Raw genomic sequence first — 14,617 nt, 5'->3', positions numbered from 1 at the left:
GGGTGGGAACGGCGTGAGGGGACGGACCGACGCAGGCGGCGGGCTCGACCCGCCGCCTGCTCCAACGCTACTTGCGGGGAAGAACGGCGTCCTTGAGCTGCTTCGCGATCCGCGCCTTGACCACGGTCTTGGCCGGAATCTTGATCGGCTCGCCGGTGGCCGGGTTGCGGCCTTCACGAGCCTTGCGCTTCTGGACGACCAGCTTGGCGATCCCCGGAAGAACGAACTCGCCGGAACGCTTCAGTTCCTTTTCGGACAACCGGTTCAGTTCGTCGAACAGATCACGGACTTGCGTTCGCTTCATCTCGAACTTGTCCGCGAAGTGCGCGAACAGTTCCATCTTGCCCATGCGCCGGGCGTCTGCCATGCCTTCTTCTCCCTGGCTAGGGCGCGCGTTTCAGGAGACTGTCTTCAGAACCGCGCGCGCAACGGTCCGACAGCAAACCCAATAAAATCGGGGGTCATCGTAGCCCTGTGCCGGAAACGATGTCAATGAAAGATCCGATGGAATCGAAGACTAGAATGACAGCGATGGCGGCGACGCTCGAGACGTTTCCCAATCCGAGGCCCGAACGGGACTACGAGATCCAGATCCGCTGTCCGGAATTCACCTCGATGTGTCCGAAGACCGGGCTCCCGGATTTCGGCGAGATCGCCATCGTCTACGTGCCGGACTCGGCGTGTATCGAGCTGAAGTCGCTCAAGTACTACCTGCTCGCCTACCGGAATCAGGGCATTTTCTACGAAGCGGCCACCAATCGCATCCTGGACGATCTGGTCGCCGCCTGCCGGCCGCGGCGGATGCGCGTGACGGGCGCCTTCACCGCTCGCGGCGGCATCACGACGACGGTCGTGGCGACGTTCGACGCCGCCCATCCGTCCTGAGCCCGCCTCGGCATCGTGGACGACGTCCACATCGTGCCGCTCGAGCCGGAGCTGGACCTCCACGCCTTCGCGCCGCGCGACATCCCGGACGCGGTCGACGCGTACCTGACGCAGGCGCACGAGGCAGGCCTTCGCGAGGTGAGGCTGGTCCACGGGAGAGGGCGCGGCATCCAGCGCGGCATCGTGCAGGCCGCGCTCGAGCGCCATCCGCTCGTAGCCGAGTTCGAGGACGACAGGCACTCTCATCTCGGCGCGACCATCGCCCGGCTGATCGAACCGGCCGCCAAATGATCTGAATTCCCGCTGTCTGCCGGCCGCGTGGCATCCCGCTTGCTCCGCGTTGCCCCGTGCTCGATTCTCGAGAGACTTCTCAGCCCGACGTCGCAGATTCTGCAGCGCCGGCCGGCGATCCGGATCGCGAATCCTGCCTGGCGGGCCCCGGGCTTCGCCCTGGTGCCATCCTGTGGATCCGTCAGCAACGATGGATCGTCGAGCAGATCAGCCTCGAACGCGGCATCATCCGCGTCGACGTGGCCGGCCGTCATGAACGCCGCGCGTTTCTCCTGCCATTCGACCGGGCACAGGCGCCCGACCCGCGCCGGCGGGCGAAACGCGTGCGCCTCCGACGCGCGTGTGCCCGCTGCGCCTGGCTCGTCGCGCGCCGATCGTCCTTCCGCCTGCCGGTCGCGCTGCTCGACGCGAGGATCGGCCTGCTTCCGTATCAGATCGCTCCGGCGCTGGCGTCGCTGGCCGGCTGGCGACGACTGCTCGTCGCCGACGATGTCGGTCTGGGCAAGACCATCCAGGCGGCGATGCTGGTCGCGGAACTGGTGCGACGTGACGGCGGCGCCCGCGTGCTGCTCGTCGTGCCGAAGACGCTCCAGGCCCAATGGGCGGACGAGCTCGGCCGTCGATTCCGCCTCGGCACGGCCAGCATCGATCGCCAGTCGCTCGCCGGGCACGCGCGAGCGGGCGCCCTCCGGGAGTCGCCGTGGATGCGGCCGGGCATCTGGCTCGTCTCGATCGACTACCTCAAGCAGGCGCACGTGCTGGCCACGATTCCCGAGCGGCCATGGGACCTCGTCGTGGTCGACGAAGCGCACGACGTCTGCGGCGATACGGATCGCCACGAGGCGTGCGACGCCATGGGCCGGCGCGCCCGCCGGCTCGTGCTCCTCACCGCCACGCCACACTCGGGCGACGAGGCGCGCTTCGATCGGCTGACGTGCCTGGGCCGATTGCCGTCCGAGAAGGACGATCTGCTCGTATTCCGGCGCACACAGCAGGACGCCGGCCTCGACCTCGGCCGGCGGACGTGCTGGCGGCGGTTGGCGCTCACGCCGACGCACAGGCGCGTGCTCGACGCGTTGCTGGCGTTCGAAGCCCAGGTGCTGCGCCGCGCCGAGCCATCGGGCCACGCCGCGATTCTCCTGCTGTCGGTGTTTCGGAAGCGCGCGTTGTCGACGATGAGCGCGCTGGCAGCGACGCTCGCGCGCCGCCTGGCGATCCTCGACCGCGCGGGCACTGACGCGCTCGACCCCTGGCGCCAGGCGCCGCTGCCGTTTTCAGCCGATGACGTCGGCGAGGACGAGCACGCGCTCGAGGCCGACAGCGGGCTGCCGCGAGACCACGAGCGTCGGTGGCTCGAGCGGCTGCGACGGCTCGCGCTCGTCGCCGTCGACAGCCGGGTGTCGCACGTACGGCGGTTGCTCTCGCGAACGCGCGAGCCGGTCGTCATCTTCACCGAGTTCCGTCATTCGCTCGAAGCGCTGGAGAGGCAGCTCTCCGGATGCCGCGTCCTCGCGGCAATGCACGGCGGCCAATCTCCCGCGGAACACGCCGAGGCGCTCGCCCGCTTCGTCTCGGGCCGAGCCACGGTGCTGCTCGCGACCGACGTCGCCGGGCAAGGCCTCAACCTGCAGCACGCGGCGCGCTGGGTCGTGAGCGTCGACCTGCCGTGGAATCCGCTGAAGCTCGAGCAGCGCATCGGCCGCGTCGAACGGATCGGCCAGCGGCGACGCGTACATCTGACGCTGCTGCTCGCACGCCATCCCGCGGAGGAACGGCTGCTCTCGCACGTGCTCCGGCGGGTTCTGACGGCACGCCGGTCGCTGGGCGACCAGGCGCTGGCGCGTGCGATCCCGCCCAGCGAAGCGGCCGTGGCCGCCGCCCTGATCGCAGGCGAGCCGCTCCACCCGTCGCCGCCGGACGCCCTTCGCGACAGCGGCCTCCGGTGGATGCGAGCGGCGCGCGCGGTGAGCCGCGTGCTCTCGCGGCGCCGCGTGCTGATGGCGCACTGGCGCGCGCCGCAGCCGATCATCGGCAGGCCGTGGATCGCCTCGCGTCCGTCGGATCACCGGAACGCGCTGCTTCTCGTGTCGGTCTCGCTCCTCGACGATACCGGCGCGGAGGTCGAACAACTGCTCGTGCCGTTGAGGTTCGACGGCGACAACTCGACCCCCCCGGATCTTCTGCTCCGGTCGGGTGTCGATCTGATGCCCCTGTACGCACGCCGCGTGCGGGCGCGAATACGAAGGCTCGAGCGCCTCACGCGCGAAGTCGCCGCACGCGAGGTGGGCACCGAGCTCGCGATCGCCGCCGAGTCCGCCCGGGCGCGCACGCACGCGCCCTTCGCGCTGAGCCTCTTCGATCGCGCCGGCGAACGCGCATTCGAGGACGACCGCCGCCGGCAGCACGCGCAGCAGGCCGACGTCGCCGCACGTCTGGATCTGCTGCGGCGGGCCCTTGCTCTCGGCGTGGCGGCGGCACGGATCGAGCTCGTGCTGAGACCGATCCGGTGACGTCGCTTCCGGGCATCTCCAGCACGCTCTTCCCTGAATGGTTCCTGCGTGACGTCGCGGCGCGTGCGTGCGCGCTCCAGTCGAATCGTCCCGCTGATGCCGCTGGCGCCCACTTGCGACGATGGTGGCCGCGAGTCACCGCCAGGTGTAGCCCGGCGTCGGCACTCCGCCTGCTGTTCGACGTCGCCGCGATGCCGCTCTTCGGCATTCTCGGCTTCAGCGCGCACGATGCGCGGTTCGAACGCCACCGCGCGCAGGCGATGCTGCGCACCCGCGGCGGCCGTACCGTCGGGTTGATGGTGCTGCCGTGGGCGACCCGGCCGTCGACGGCCTGGCGGGACGTCTGGCTGACAGCGGAAGCCGCCGGCTCGCGCTGGTGCTTCGTGCTGGCGCCGCCGTTCCTCTCGCTCGTCGATACGCGCGGCCACGTCGTGCGCCGCAGCGTCGAGTTCGACCTTTCTGAAGCGCTGCCGGGCAGTGCAGCCCCGGTGTTCCGGCTGCTGGCCGGAGCGGCCAGCTTCGACGCACCGGATGGCCAGGCGCCCGCGCCAATCGACGGCTTGCTCGCCGAGGCGATGCGGCGACAGGACCGCGTCCGCGGCGATCTGCGGCGAGGCGTCGTCCGCGCGCTGCAGGCGATGGGCGGCGTCCTCGAAGGCCGGCGCGCCGACGAGCGCGTCGCGCAGGCCCTCACGCTCGTTTATCGTGTGCTCTTCCTGAAGTTCGTCGAGTCCCGCGACCTCGTGCCGGTGGACCACCCGCTGTACGCGCAGAGCTACTCGATGACGGGACTCTGCCGCGAGGCGCTGCGCGAGGATGCCCGTGGCCTGTGGGACGGGCTCGCGGCGGCGACGCGGCTTTCGCGTCGAGGCTGTCGAACCGCGAGCCTGATCCTTCCGCCGTTCAACGGCGAGCTGTTCCGGCGATCGTCCGCACCGGCGCTCGAACGCCGGCATCCGGCTCGTCCGAATGCGGCCTCCGCGCGGCGAGATGCCGCGATCCGCGCTGCGCTGCTGTCGCTCGGGACGCGCCAGACGGCGAACGGGAGGGAGGAGCTCAGCTTCGGCGATCTCGGGGTCGAAGAGCTCGGCTCGGTGTACGAACGCGTGCTCGACTTCGCGCCCGATGAGCTGGCTGATGGCCGACCGTCCTCGACGGCGCGCCGCGAGCGCGCGGCTCGGCGGCACAGCGATGCGCGCAAACGGACCGGCACGTTCTACACGCCGCAGGCCCTCACGGAATTCCTCGTCGCGCGCACGCTGGCACCGCTCGTCGCCGGCCGCCGCGCCGACGAGATCCTCACACTGCGGATCGTCGATCCGGCCATGGGCAGCGGGGCCTTCCTGGTCTGTGCGTGCCGGTACCTCGCCGCCGCGTACGAGCGTGCCCTGCTCGACGAGGGGCGGGCCTCGCCCGTCGATCTCGACGAAGACGAGCGCGCCGGCATCCGGCGTCTGGTCGCGGAACGCTGCCTCGCGGGCGTGGACGTCAACCCGGTCGCCGTGCAGCTCGCGCGCCTGTCGCTGTGGCTGACCACGCTCACGCGCGGCAAGCCGCTCGGCTTCCTCGATCACCGGCTGCGGGTCGGCAACAGCCTGGTCGGCGCGTCGCCCGGCGACCTCTCCAGGTTCCCCAACCGGCGCCGCTCGGCGGCACCCGTCCTGCCGCTCTTCGACCAGCACGACTTCGATCTGGCCACGCGGGACGCGCTCGCCACGCTCGCCGTGCTCCGGACGCGGTCCGACGACGGCGTCGCCGACGTTCGCGCGAAGGAGCGGCTCTGGACAGCGCTCAACGGCGAGTGCTCGTCGCTGCATCCATGGCGTCGCGCGGCCGATCTCTGGTGCGCGCAGTGGTTCTGGCCCGACGACGGCGACGGTGTGCCGTCGCCCGCCGAAGTTCGCGCGGTCCTCGCCGCTGCGCTCAACGGCGATCGAACGCTGCCGCAGGAACGTGTCGCGCGCCGTCTCGCCCAGGCCTCCGCGGCCGCGAAGATGCACGCGTTCTTTCATTGGCCGCTCGAGTTCAGCGACGTCTTTTCGGACCAGCCCGGCGCCGCGCGTGCCGGTGCGGGGTTCGATGCCGTGCTCGGCAATCCGCCATGGGAAATGCTGCGCCGTGATCCGGCAGAGGACCGCGAGCGCCGAACGCACGAACACACGCGCCATCTCCTGCGGTTCATCCGCGATTCCGGCATCTACGCAGACAGCGCGGGCGGGCACCTCAACCTGTACCAGCCGTTCCTGGAGCGCGCGCTCGGGCTCTGCCGGCCGGGTGGCCACGTCGGCCTGATCCTTCCGTGGGGCGTCGCGGTGGACGACGGCTCTGCGCGGCTGCGTCAGCGCCTGTTCCGCAATTGCCGAATCCGGACGCTCGTCGGATTCGACAACGGACAAGGGCTGTTCCCGATCCATCGAGGCGTGCGCTTCCTCGCCCTGACCGCGAGCGTCGGCGGCGCCACCACCGACGTCCGCGCGAGCTTCGGCCTCCGCACGCCCGGACAGATCGATCAGCTCCTCGCCCGCGACCGATCCGGCGAGCCGTCACGCGACGACGACGTGCGGCTGTCCGCGGTGCAGGTGGCGCGCGTCGGCGGCGCTTCCCTCCGGATTCCGTTCGTGCAGCGGCGCGCCGAGCTCGCGATGGCGGATCGGCTCGCCGCGCAGTTCCCGCCGTTCGGCGGTGGTGCCTGGAACGGCCGCTTCGGCCGGGAGCTGAACGCCACCGAGGACCGTCAGGCATTCGGCCCGGCCGGCCTGCCCGTGATCGAGGGCAAGCACATCGAGCCGTTCCGCACGCGCGAGACGGAGTCCACGACGCGCATCGGCCGCGACGCGGCCCTGACGCTGATGCCGGACGGCCGGTTCGAGCGGCAGCGGCTCGCGTACCGCGACGTCTCCGGACACGGCAACCGCCAGTCGCTCATCGCCGCGATCGTGCCCGCCGACGTCGTCACCACGCACACGCTCTTCTGTCTTCGCACGGCGCTCTCGGACGAAGCGCTGCACTTCCTCTGCGCCGTGTTCAACTCGTACGTCATCAACGCGATTGTTCGGATGCTGATGGGCAGCCATCTGACGACGTCACTCGTCGAACATCTGCCGGTGCCGGATGGCCGAGATCGGCGGTACCGGCGGATCGCGCGGCTCGCCCGCCGGCGGCGGAGGACCAGCGATCCGCGGCTGAACGCGGCGATTCAGGCGCAGGTGGCCCGGATGTACGGCGTGGCGAGGGAGGAATTCGCGGTGGTGCTGGAAGGGTTTCCGCTGGTGCCGGTCGAGGATCGGCACCGCGCGGCCGTGCTGTTCGACGCGGACGACCGGCGCTGAGAATCTGCAGCCAGGACGACTGCAGATTCTCAGCGCGATCCTATTTCGTGGTGAGGTACACGCCGACCACCATCACGACGGCGCCGACGGCGTGCATCGGCGAGATGGTCTGCACGGGCGATCCGAACCAGCCGAAGTGGGAGATGACCATCGCCGACAGCACCTGGCCGGCGAGCAGCAGCACGAAGAACGGACCGGCGCCGACTTCCGGCACGGTCTTGGCGATTGCGAAGACGAGCAGCGCGCCCGCCACGCCGGCCGTCAAGAGGAGCGGGTTGACCTGGCCGAGACCGCTCAACGCTCCGGGCTTCCAGCCCGTGATCCCGACGACGACCGCGGTGACCGCGCCGATGCACCAGAACAACGCGTTCGCGACTCGCGGATTGCCGATAGCGGCGCCGACCATGCCGTTCATGGCCAGATGCACCGTCAACACCACTCCCAGAAACAGCGTCATTGCGTAGAACTGCAATTTCATCGTCGACTCCTTGGGCCAACAATGGGCGGCAGGCACCCGTTCGGCAGACGAATACTACACTGAGCACGGTGCGACGCAGCGGGACCGCCGTGTGAGCGTCCCACGACAGCGAGGTTCGACATGAGATGGAGTGGCGTAGTGCTCGCCCTGGTCGTCGTCGCGTCCGGCAGCACGCCGGCGCAGGAGCAGTCCGCGGAGATCGACGCCAGAATCCAGGCGGTGATGCCCAAGGTGATCGCGTGGCGTCGCGACATCCATCAGCATCCGGAGCTGTCGAACCGCGAGGTGAGGACGGCCGGCCTCGTGGCCGCTCACCTGCGCGCGCTGGGCCTGGACGTTCGCACGGGCGTGGCGAAGACGGGCGTCGTCGGGATTCTCCGGGGCGGGCGGCCGGGCAAGGTGGTCGCGCTGCGCGCCGACATGGACGCGCTGCCGGTCGCCGAAGTCGGCGACCTGCCGTTCAAGTCCGTCGAGACGGCGACGTACAACGGACAGACCGTCGGCGTGATGCACGCGTGCGGTCATGACGCGCACGTGGCGATGCTGATGGGCGTCGCCGAAGTGCTCACGTCGATGAAAGATCGGCTGCCCGGCACGGTGAAGTTCATCTTCCAGCCGGCGGAGGAAGGGCCGCCCGCCGGGGAGACCGGCGGCGCGGGCGACATGGTCGCCGAGGGCGTGCTCGACGAGCCGCCGGTCGATGCGATCTTCGGCCTGCACGTGATGCCGCTGGAACAGGGCACGCTCTGGTCGCGAGCCGGCGGCCTGATGGCCAGCTCCGACCGCGTGCGCATCGTCGTCCACGGCAAGCAGACGCACGGCGCGGCGCCGTGGGGCGGCGTCGATCCGATCACCGTCAGCGCGCAGATCGTCACGGCGCTGCAGACGATCGTGAGCCGGCAGATCGATCTCACGGAGGCGCCGGCCGTCGTGACGATCGGCAGGATCACGGGCGGCGTGCGGTTCAACATCATCCCCGACACCGTCGAGATGGAAGGCACCATCCGCGCGCTCGATCCGAACGTGCAGCGCGACATCCACGCACGAGTCAAGCGCACCGCCGAACTGGTCGCGGAGAGCGCGGGCGCCCGCGCCGAGGTCGAGCTCGAGATCAACACCGCGCCGGTGCTCTACAACGACGCGGCGCTCACGGATCTGATGACACCCACGCTCCGCCGCGTCTCGGGCAACCGCTTCTTCACGGCCAAGCCGCGGACGCTCGCCGAGGACTTCGCGAAGTTCCAGCAGAAGGTGCCGGGCTTGTTCTTCTACCTGGGTGTGAACCGGCCGGGCGCCGCTGCGGCCAGCGTCGCCGAGAATCACTCGCCGCTCTTCTTCGTGGACGAGGGCGCGCTGCCGACCGGCGTCCGCGCGATGGCCAGCCTGGCGCTCGATTACCTCGGCATGCACGCGAGGTAGCCGCGGCGCCGAACCGCCCGCACGTCGTGCGAGGGCCCGGCGCCGCAGGCCGCCGAGGGGCTACTTGCCGGCGAAGCCGCCGTCCACCAGCAGCGACTGGCCGGTGACGTACTGAGACTCGTCGGAGGCGAAGAAGGCCACGACCGTCGCCACTTCGCGGGGCTGGCCGGCGCGGGCGAGCGAGATCTGCGCGAGCACCTGCGGCAGGATCTCGGCCGACTTCATCACCCAGTCGGTCATGTCGGTCTCGATCAACCCCGGATGCACGCAGTTCACCCGGATCCCGTGCGCCGCCACCTCGAGGGACATGTTGCGCGTGAGCGCCTCGAGGCCGAGCTTCGTGGGCGCGTAGTGCGTCCGCCCGGGCAGCGACTTGTGCGCCTGCACCGATCCGATGTGGACGATGTTGCCGGGCCGGCCCGCCGCGATGTTGCGGCGGCAGAAGATCTGGGCGTTCAGCCAGCACGCGCGGAGGTTGATGTCCACGAGCCGCGTCCACTGATCGTCGGTCAGCTCGAGGAACGGCGTGATCGTCTCGATGCCCGCGTTGTTGACGAGGATGTCGATGTGGCCGAACTCCTTCGTCACGGCCTCGAACATCGCTTCGGCCTGCTGGCGATTGGCGACGTCGGCCTTGACCGTCATCGCGCGACGCCCCTTGCTCCGGACGTAACTGGCGACGTCCTCCGCGCCGCCCGGCGTCGCGAAGTAGTTCACTGCCACGTCGGCGCCTTCCTCGGCGAACACCTCGGCGATGCCACGGCCGATCCCGCGGCTGGCTCCTGTCACCAGCGCCACTTTGCCCTTGAGTTTCACGACCCCTCCTGCGTCAAAAGCGGGCCGGCTCCACGGTGAGCCGCCGGCCCCTCCTCGCGTGCTGTCGCACGGCTGCTGGAAACTATAGCCCGCCTGAGCCTCGGCCGGCTGCGGCGGCCGGCCAGCCGTGGGCCCGGCGACGCGGCGCGATCAGGAGATCACGCCTCGCCGCACGGCGTACAACACCAGCTCCGCCGTGCTGTGGAGATCGAGCTTCTGCAGGATGTGCGAGCGATGGGTCTCGACCGTGGTCGGGCTGATGCAGAGCAGCTCCGCGATGCGTTTGTTGCTCTTGCCTTCGGCCACGAGCTGGAAGATCTCGCGCTCACGCTCCGACAGCGCCTCGTAGCGGTCACCGGCCCCCTTCTCGGCGAGGTGCCGCACGTAGTCGTCGAGCATGATGCTCGCCACCGCGGGGCTGAAGAACGACTCGCCGGCCGACACGGCCAGCACGGCCCGGATGAGATCGGTGTCGGCGGAGTCCTTCACGAGGTAGCCGCGCGCGCCCGCGCGGAGCGCGCGGATGATCGACCCTTCGTCGGCGTGCATGCTGAGCATCAGCACGTTCGTGCCGGGAGCCTTGCGGGTGATCTGCGCGGCCGCGTCGATGCCGTTCATCTCGGGCATCGAGACGTCGACGATGGCCACGTCCGGCTGCAGGTCGACGGCCATCCGCACGGCCTCGCGCCCGTCGCGCGCTTCTCCAACGACCGACCACTCCTGTCGTTCCTCGAGGATCTTCCTGATGCCCTGGCGCACCAGCGTGTGATCGTCGCCAATGAGGATCTTGAGCTTCTTCGACATACGGCTAGCCGGTCTGAACGGGAGCGAGCACGGGCGCGCTCCCGACCGTAGCGTCGGGCTGAGCGCCGGGAAGCGGGAGCTCCGCGATCAACATCGTGCCGCAGCCGGGAGCGCTCTTGACGGTGAACACGCCGCCCGCCTGGATTACGCGCTCGCGGATGCCCGTGAGGCCGAGACCCGAGCGCGGGCCGTCCGGACCAGCATCCGGCTGGAACCCCACGCCATCGTCGGAGACCGTGAGCACGGCGTTCTCTCCCGATGGCGAGAGCGACACGCCGCAGCGAGTGGCGGACGCGTGACGCAGGACGTTCGTCACGGCTTCCTGCACGATGCGATAGACCGCCAGCTCGGTCGGCGGCAGAAGCCGCTGTCCCAAGGGCAGAGAGGTGAACTCGATCGCGATCTCCTGGCGCCGCGCGATCGCCTGTACGTACGCGCGAATGGCGTCGATCAGGCCGAGCTGGTCGAGCTCCGGCGGATGGAGCAGGTGCGACACGTCGCGGACCGCGGTGAGCGCCTCCTCAGCGAGGGCGCGCGCGTCGCCGAGCGAGACGGCACCCGCGCCGCGGCGCTCCGCCTGCCCCAACTCGAGCTTCAGCGCGGTCAGCAGTTGACCGACGCCGTCGTGAAGCTCGCGGGCGATGTGCTGGCGCTCCTCTTCCTGCGCGTTGACGAGCCGCGCCGACAGATCCTGGAGCGCGGCGGCGGTCGCCGCGTCCTGCTGCTGCCGCGCGCGGAGCTGGCGCTCGAGGCGGCCGACGCGCACCGTCGCGACGAGGCCGATGACGATGCCGACGAGCGCGCCGAACACGAGCGCCTGCCAGGAGCGCTGCTGCATCGCGCCGTGCAGACGCGCCATCTCGGCCTGGTGCGCGAGATAGGCGTCGCGATTGAGGCGCTGGAGATCGTTGGAGACGCGGATCGCGGCGTCGCGCTTCGGCGTCACCCGATCGAGCAGCTCGGCGGCCGTCGTCGAGCCCCACTGTCCGGCGTCGATCGCCAGGAAGTCATGGTTGGCGCGCCGCAGTTGCTGGATGCCGGTGCGCAGCCGGCCGATGTGCTCGCGCTCGGCGTTCGAGCCAAGGACCGGCTCGTACGCCGCGAGCCGCCCGTCGGCCGTCTCGAGCGCGGCATCGACCTGGGTGCGGTAGTGCTGAAGGCCCGGGCGCGTATCGATCAGCGCGTCGCGAAGCGTGATGGCGGCGCGGTCGAGATCATGCCGGACGTCGGTCAGCAGGGCCTCTGCCGCCGCGTACCTGGCGGTGACGGCCTCGGCTTCGCCTTCGAGGAAACGGACCCGCTGGAGGAACGAGTAGCCGGTGAAGAGCCAGCCGCCCAGCGTCAACATCATGGCAACGACGAGCACCGACAGGATGGTCGGGCGTCGTCGCCAGAGAGGTGTGCCCGCGTCTCGGGCAGCAGTGGACGGGCCGCCAACAACGGTCATCGGGGTGATCCGGTGGCGTGAATCCTACTCCATACGACATCGGAGTGGGAGTCCCCTTCTTCAGCCCTTACCGTCTTGCCGTCGCGGGGGATACCAGGAGCGGCCGGACGGCCGGCCCCTGAGCGGCGCTGCGGTCAGTCGGCCCGGTTCTTCGCCGGGATCACCACCCACTGCCGGCTCTGGACGTTCACGCCGGGACGCGCGACCTTCACCTTCAACTGGCGGGGGCGGCCGTCGCGGTCGGATTCCTCGGGCTGGACGCCCAAGAGGTAGTGGGCGGACGTCTCGCGGAGCACGCGGTCGAACGCGAACCCGCCCGCGCCGACCGGGACGTAGATTCGCGTGCCGCCCGCCGCGGCCGAGAACTCGTCGAGCCAGTTGCCGTAGAGCAACCGGTCGCGGTTGTTGGCCGACGTCGCCAGGCGCGTCGACGCGATCGACATCGAGCTCGCGCTCTCCACCTGGACGGAATACACGGTCGCGTTGGCCATGGCGGCGATCTGCCCCAGCACGCGCGACATGTCGCCGACGTCAGGACGACCATCCTTGCGGTCGCTGACGAGCACGCCGGCGCTCACGAGCACCACCGCCTTGCGTCCTGGCATCTCGGCAAGGCCGCGCAAGAGCGCGCCCAGGCCGTTGAGGCTCGTCGCCGCCTGGTTCTCGAGGTGCGGCGCGAGCGACGCCACGTCGTTGAGGATGTTCGACGCGCAGTCGGCCTGGCCGGGGCATTCCCGGCGCATGACGCGGACGACGGTGTCCCAGTCCGGCGGGATGAGCGTGCTCTGCTGACCCGACCCCGGTGCACCCGGGATGGTGCCGTCGAGCGCAATGACGTTCTGGCGGGTCTGGATCCCCATCCCGAGCGCCGCCGTCATGTCGATGACCTCGGAGGGCGCGAGGTTGAACCGGCTGTGCGGCATCCACTTCTCGCCCGTCACCCGGGCCAGGTCCGAGCGGATCCTGGCGCGCTCGGTCGTCGGCTCGAGCCGCGGCCCGGAGGGATAGACGTAGAGCCCGATCTTGTCGTGCGGATCCAGCGCGTCGATGAAGTGCTGTGCGGCTTCCATCGCCGGCCCCGTGGTGCCCGGTGCGAAGCTGCTGTTGTCCACCGCGAGGATGAAGGTGCGGCCCGTTTCCGAGACGGGCGCCACGTCGACCGCCGCGCGCGGCATAGCCTTCGCGCCCTTCAGGCCGACGGTGCTCGACTCCGCCTGGCGGACGAATTGCGCGGAGATGACGCGCCTGGGCGCGCCGTTGATCGAGACGGTGAACGACTCCGGGCCGATCTCTCCCACGGGGATGCCGTCGCGATCGACGACCTGCACGTCCACCGCGATGAGATCGACGGCCGACCGGAAGACGGTGTCCTGCGGCGCGGCCACGGCCACCAAGCCGAGCGCGATCGTCAGAAACGGAACGAGATGCCGGGCGGCAACCCGGCGCGATGTAGAGACGCGTGGCGGCACCATGACGGGCATGGACCAGACTCCCGGCAGACGCGGCGGCGTCCACCTCGAACCAATGAATCCAGAGGGTGAGGAAAGCGAACCCAGAACAGTGTAGCGCGACGCGGACCCGCTCGAGCCGGAATTCGTGAGGCTCGGACGGCTCCTCGCGCGCCGTCACGGGCGCCTGCCGTTGGGGGAGCGGCGGCGGTCCGGACTGCCCGCGGTTCGGGTCGACCATAGCCGCGCGTGCACCTGGCTGTCAATCCGCACGCGGCCCGCCGGTTTTCTGCGGCAATTCTGGCCAACCGTGCCCGTGATCTGCTGCCTGGCGCTACCGTCGAGGCCCCCGGCTGATGCCCCCGAGCATCTCAAGATGTCCTACTGTCTTCTGTGGCCTTTGCATACTGGCGTTTCGGTGCTAGAGTGGCCGCGATCTGTCGCCAATCTAAGGCCAGTACCGGATTAGCTGGGGGCTGATCGTTTCACTCTGCGGTGGGAAACCACCGGAGAAGGAGCCGCAAATGGATGGAAGGTTGAGGATGGGAGCGCGGGTCTGGGCCTGCGTTTCCGCATTGCTCCTCGTCGTCGGCACGGGCATCGCGTCCGCGCAGACCGGGAGTGCCACACTGACCGGCACGGTCGCCGACAACGTCGGCGTCGTCCCGGGTGCAACCGTGACTGCCACCCAAGCGCAGACCAACGTGGTCCGCACGGGTGTGACGAACGACCAGGGCGTGTTCCGTATTCCCGCCCTGCCGCCTGGCCGCTACACGGTGAAGGTGGAGATGGATGGATTCCGCCCGCTGACGATCGCGGAGTTCAACCTGCTCGCGAACGAAATCCGCGACCTCGGCAAGCTGGCCATGTCGGCCGGCGGCGTCTCGGAATCGGTGACCATCACGGCGGAAGTGACGCCGGTGCAGACGGCGACGAGCCAGCTCACCAAGAACATCACGGGCGACACGCTCGTCTCGGTGCAGGTCAAGGGGCGCGACATCTTCGGCATGATGAAGATCCTGCCGGGCGTCATCGACTCCAAGGCGAGCCGCGACTACGCAGCGTGGGACTCCGGCCGCTACCTGAGCATCAACGGCGGCAACTCGCTGAACAAGAACACGACGATTGACGGCGTGCCGGTCGGCGAGGAAGGCGGCAACGGCACGACGCACATCACGCCGAACATCGAC

The 14,617-nt window shown here is 69.8% G+C and carries 12 protein-coding genes; 6 read left to right on the top strand and 6 right to left on the bottom strand.

What is annotated here, in order from left to right:
- Positions 1 to 67: 67 nt before the first annotated feature.
- Positions 68 to 367, bottom strand: coding sequence for an HU family DNA-binding protein (locus IT184_00060; protein MCC7007187.1), 300 nt, complete (start codon positions 365 to 367; stop codon positions 68 to 70).
- 155 nt (positions 368 to 522) lie between these two features.
- On the opposite strand from IT184_00060, the gene queF reads away from it, so the two are divergent.
- From queF to IT184_00040, 4 genes are read left to right on the top strand one after another with little or no spacing between them, the layout of a single operon-like run.
- Positions 523 to 885: an NADPH-dependent 7-cyano-7-deazaguanine reductase QueF gene (gene queF, locus IT184_00055; protein ID MCC7007186.1), complete on the top strand. Its 363-nt coding sequence runs from the start codon at positions 523 to 525 to the stop codon at positions 883 to 885.
- A 12-nt stretch (positions 886 to 897) separates the two neighbouring features.
- Complete coding sequence (locus tag IT184_00050) at positions 898 to 1,176, top strand: Smr/MutS family protein (GenBank protein MCC7007185.1); 279 nt, start codon at positions 898 to 900, stop codon at positions 1,174 to 1,176.
- A gap of 56 nt (positions 1,177 to 1,232) precedes the next feature.
- The gene (locus IT184_00045) at positions 1,233 to 3,686 is read left to right on the top strand and encodes a DEAD/DEAH box helicase family protein (GenBank protein ID MCC7007184.1); all 2,454 of its coding nucleotides are present in this window, start codon (positions 1,233 to 1,235) and stop codon (positions 3,684 to 3,686) included.
- Positions 3,683 to 7,015: an N-6 DNA methylase gene (locus tag IT184_00040; GenBank protein ID MCC7007183.1), complete on the top strand. Its 3,333-nt coding sequence runs from the start codon at positions 3,683 to 3,685 to the stop codon at positions 7,013 to 7,015. The genes IT184_00045 and IT184_00040 overlap by 4 nt, the downstream gene beginning before the upstream one ends.
- Positions 7,016 to 7,055: 40 nt before the next feature.
- Here the strand turns inward: IT184_00040 and IT184_00035 are convergent, their stop codons facing one another.
- Positions 7,056 to 7,493, bottom strand: a complete 438-nt coding sequence (locus IT184_00035) for a DMT family transporter (protein MCC7007182.1) — start codon at positions 7,491 to 7,493, stop codon at positions 7,056 to 7,058.
- A 120-nt stretch (positions 7,494 to 7,613) separates the two neighbouring features.
- Here IT184_00035 and IT184_00030 point away from each other — a divergent pair, with 120 nt between their 5' ends.
- A complete protein-coding gene (locus tag IT184_00030; GenBank protein MCC7007181.1) occupies positions 7,614 to 8,912 on the top strand; it encodes an amidohydrolase in 1,299 nt (432 codons plus the stop codon).
- Between the two features lie 60 nt (positions 8,913 to 8,972).
- On the opposite strand, the gene IT184_00025 is transcribed toward IT184_00030, so the two are convergent.
- The 4 genes from IT184_00025 to IT184_00010 all read right to left on the bottom strand — a co-directional run bounded on the left by IT184_00025 (position 8,973) and on the right by IT184_00010 (position 13,460).
- The gene (locus IT184_00025) at positions 8,973 to 9,728 is read right to left on the bottom strand and encodes a 3-oxoacyl-ACP reductase FabG (GenBank protein ID MCC7007180.1); all 756 of its coding nucleotides are present in this window, start codon (positions 9,726 to 9,728) and stop codon (positions 8,973 to 8,975) included.
- Positions 9,729 to 9,878: 150 nt separating this feature from the next.
- Entirely contained in the window at positions 9,879 to 10,532 is a 654-nt protein-coding gene (locus IT184_00020) for a response regulator transcription factor (protein MCC7007179.1), read from the bottom strand.
- Between the two features lie 4 nt (positions 10,533 to 10,536).
- Entirely contained in the window at positions 10,537 to 11,979 is a 1,443-nt protein-coding gene (locus IT184_00015) for a sensor histidine kinase (protein ID MCC7007178.1), read from the bottom strand.
- Positions 11,980 to 12,113: 134 nt separating this feature from the next.
- Positions 12,114 to 13,460, bottom strand: a complete 1,347-nt coding sequence (locus IT184_00010) for a VWA domain-containing protein (GenBank protein ID MCC7007177.1) — start codon at positions 13,458 to 13,460, stop codon at positions 12,114 to 12,116.
- A 509-nt stretch (positions 13,461 to 13,969) separates the two neighbouring features.
- On the opposite strand from IT184_00010, the gene IT184_00005 reads away from it, so the two are divergent.
- The coding region (locus IT184_00005) for a carboxypeptidase regulatory-like domain-containing protein (GenBank protein ID MCC7007176.1) at positions 13,970 to 14,617 on the top strand (648 nt) is incomplete at its 3' end.

The sequence above is a fragment of the Acidobacteriota bacterium genome, assembly GCA_020853395.1.
Classification (GTDB): domain Bacteria; phylum Acidobacteriota; class Vicinamibacteria; order Vicinamibacterales; family SCN-69-37; genus JADYYY01.
This window is presented reverse-complemented; position numbering and strand designations above follow the sequence as displayed.

Bases quoted from the DNA above. Each gene is read 5' to 3' on its own strand.
- IT184_00015 (MCC7007178.1), bottom strand. From the start codon at position 11,979: ATGACCGTTGTTGGCGGCCCGTCCACTGCTGCCCGAGACGCGGGCACA.
- IT184_00035 (MCC7007182.1), bottom strand. From the start codon at position 7,493: ATGAAATTGCAGTTCTACGCAATGACGCTGTTTCTGGGAGTGGTGTTG.
- IT184_00030 (MCC7007181.1), top strand. From the start codon at position 7,614: ATGAGATGGAGTGGCGTAGTGCTCGCCCTGGTCGTCGTCGCGTCCGGC.
- IT184_00010 (MCC7007177.1), bottom strand. From the start codon at position 13,460: ATGCCCGTCATGGTGCCGCCACGCGTCTCTACATCGCGCCGGGTTGCC.
- IT184_00020 (MCC7007179.1), bottom strand. From the start codon at position 10,532: ATGTCGAAGAAGCTCAAGATCCTCATTGGCGACGATCACACGCTGGTG.
- IT184_00060 (MCC7007187.1), bottom strand. From the start codon at position 367: ATGGCAGACGCCCGGCGCATGGGCAAGATGGAACTGTTCGCGCACTTC.
- queF (MCC7007186.1), top strand. From the start codon at position 523: ATGACAGCGATGGCGGCGACGCTCGAGACGTTTCCCAATCCGAGGCCC.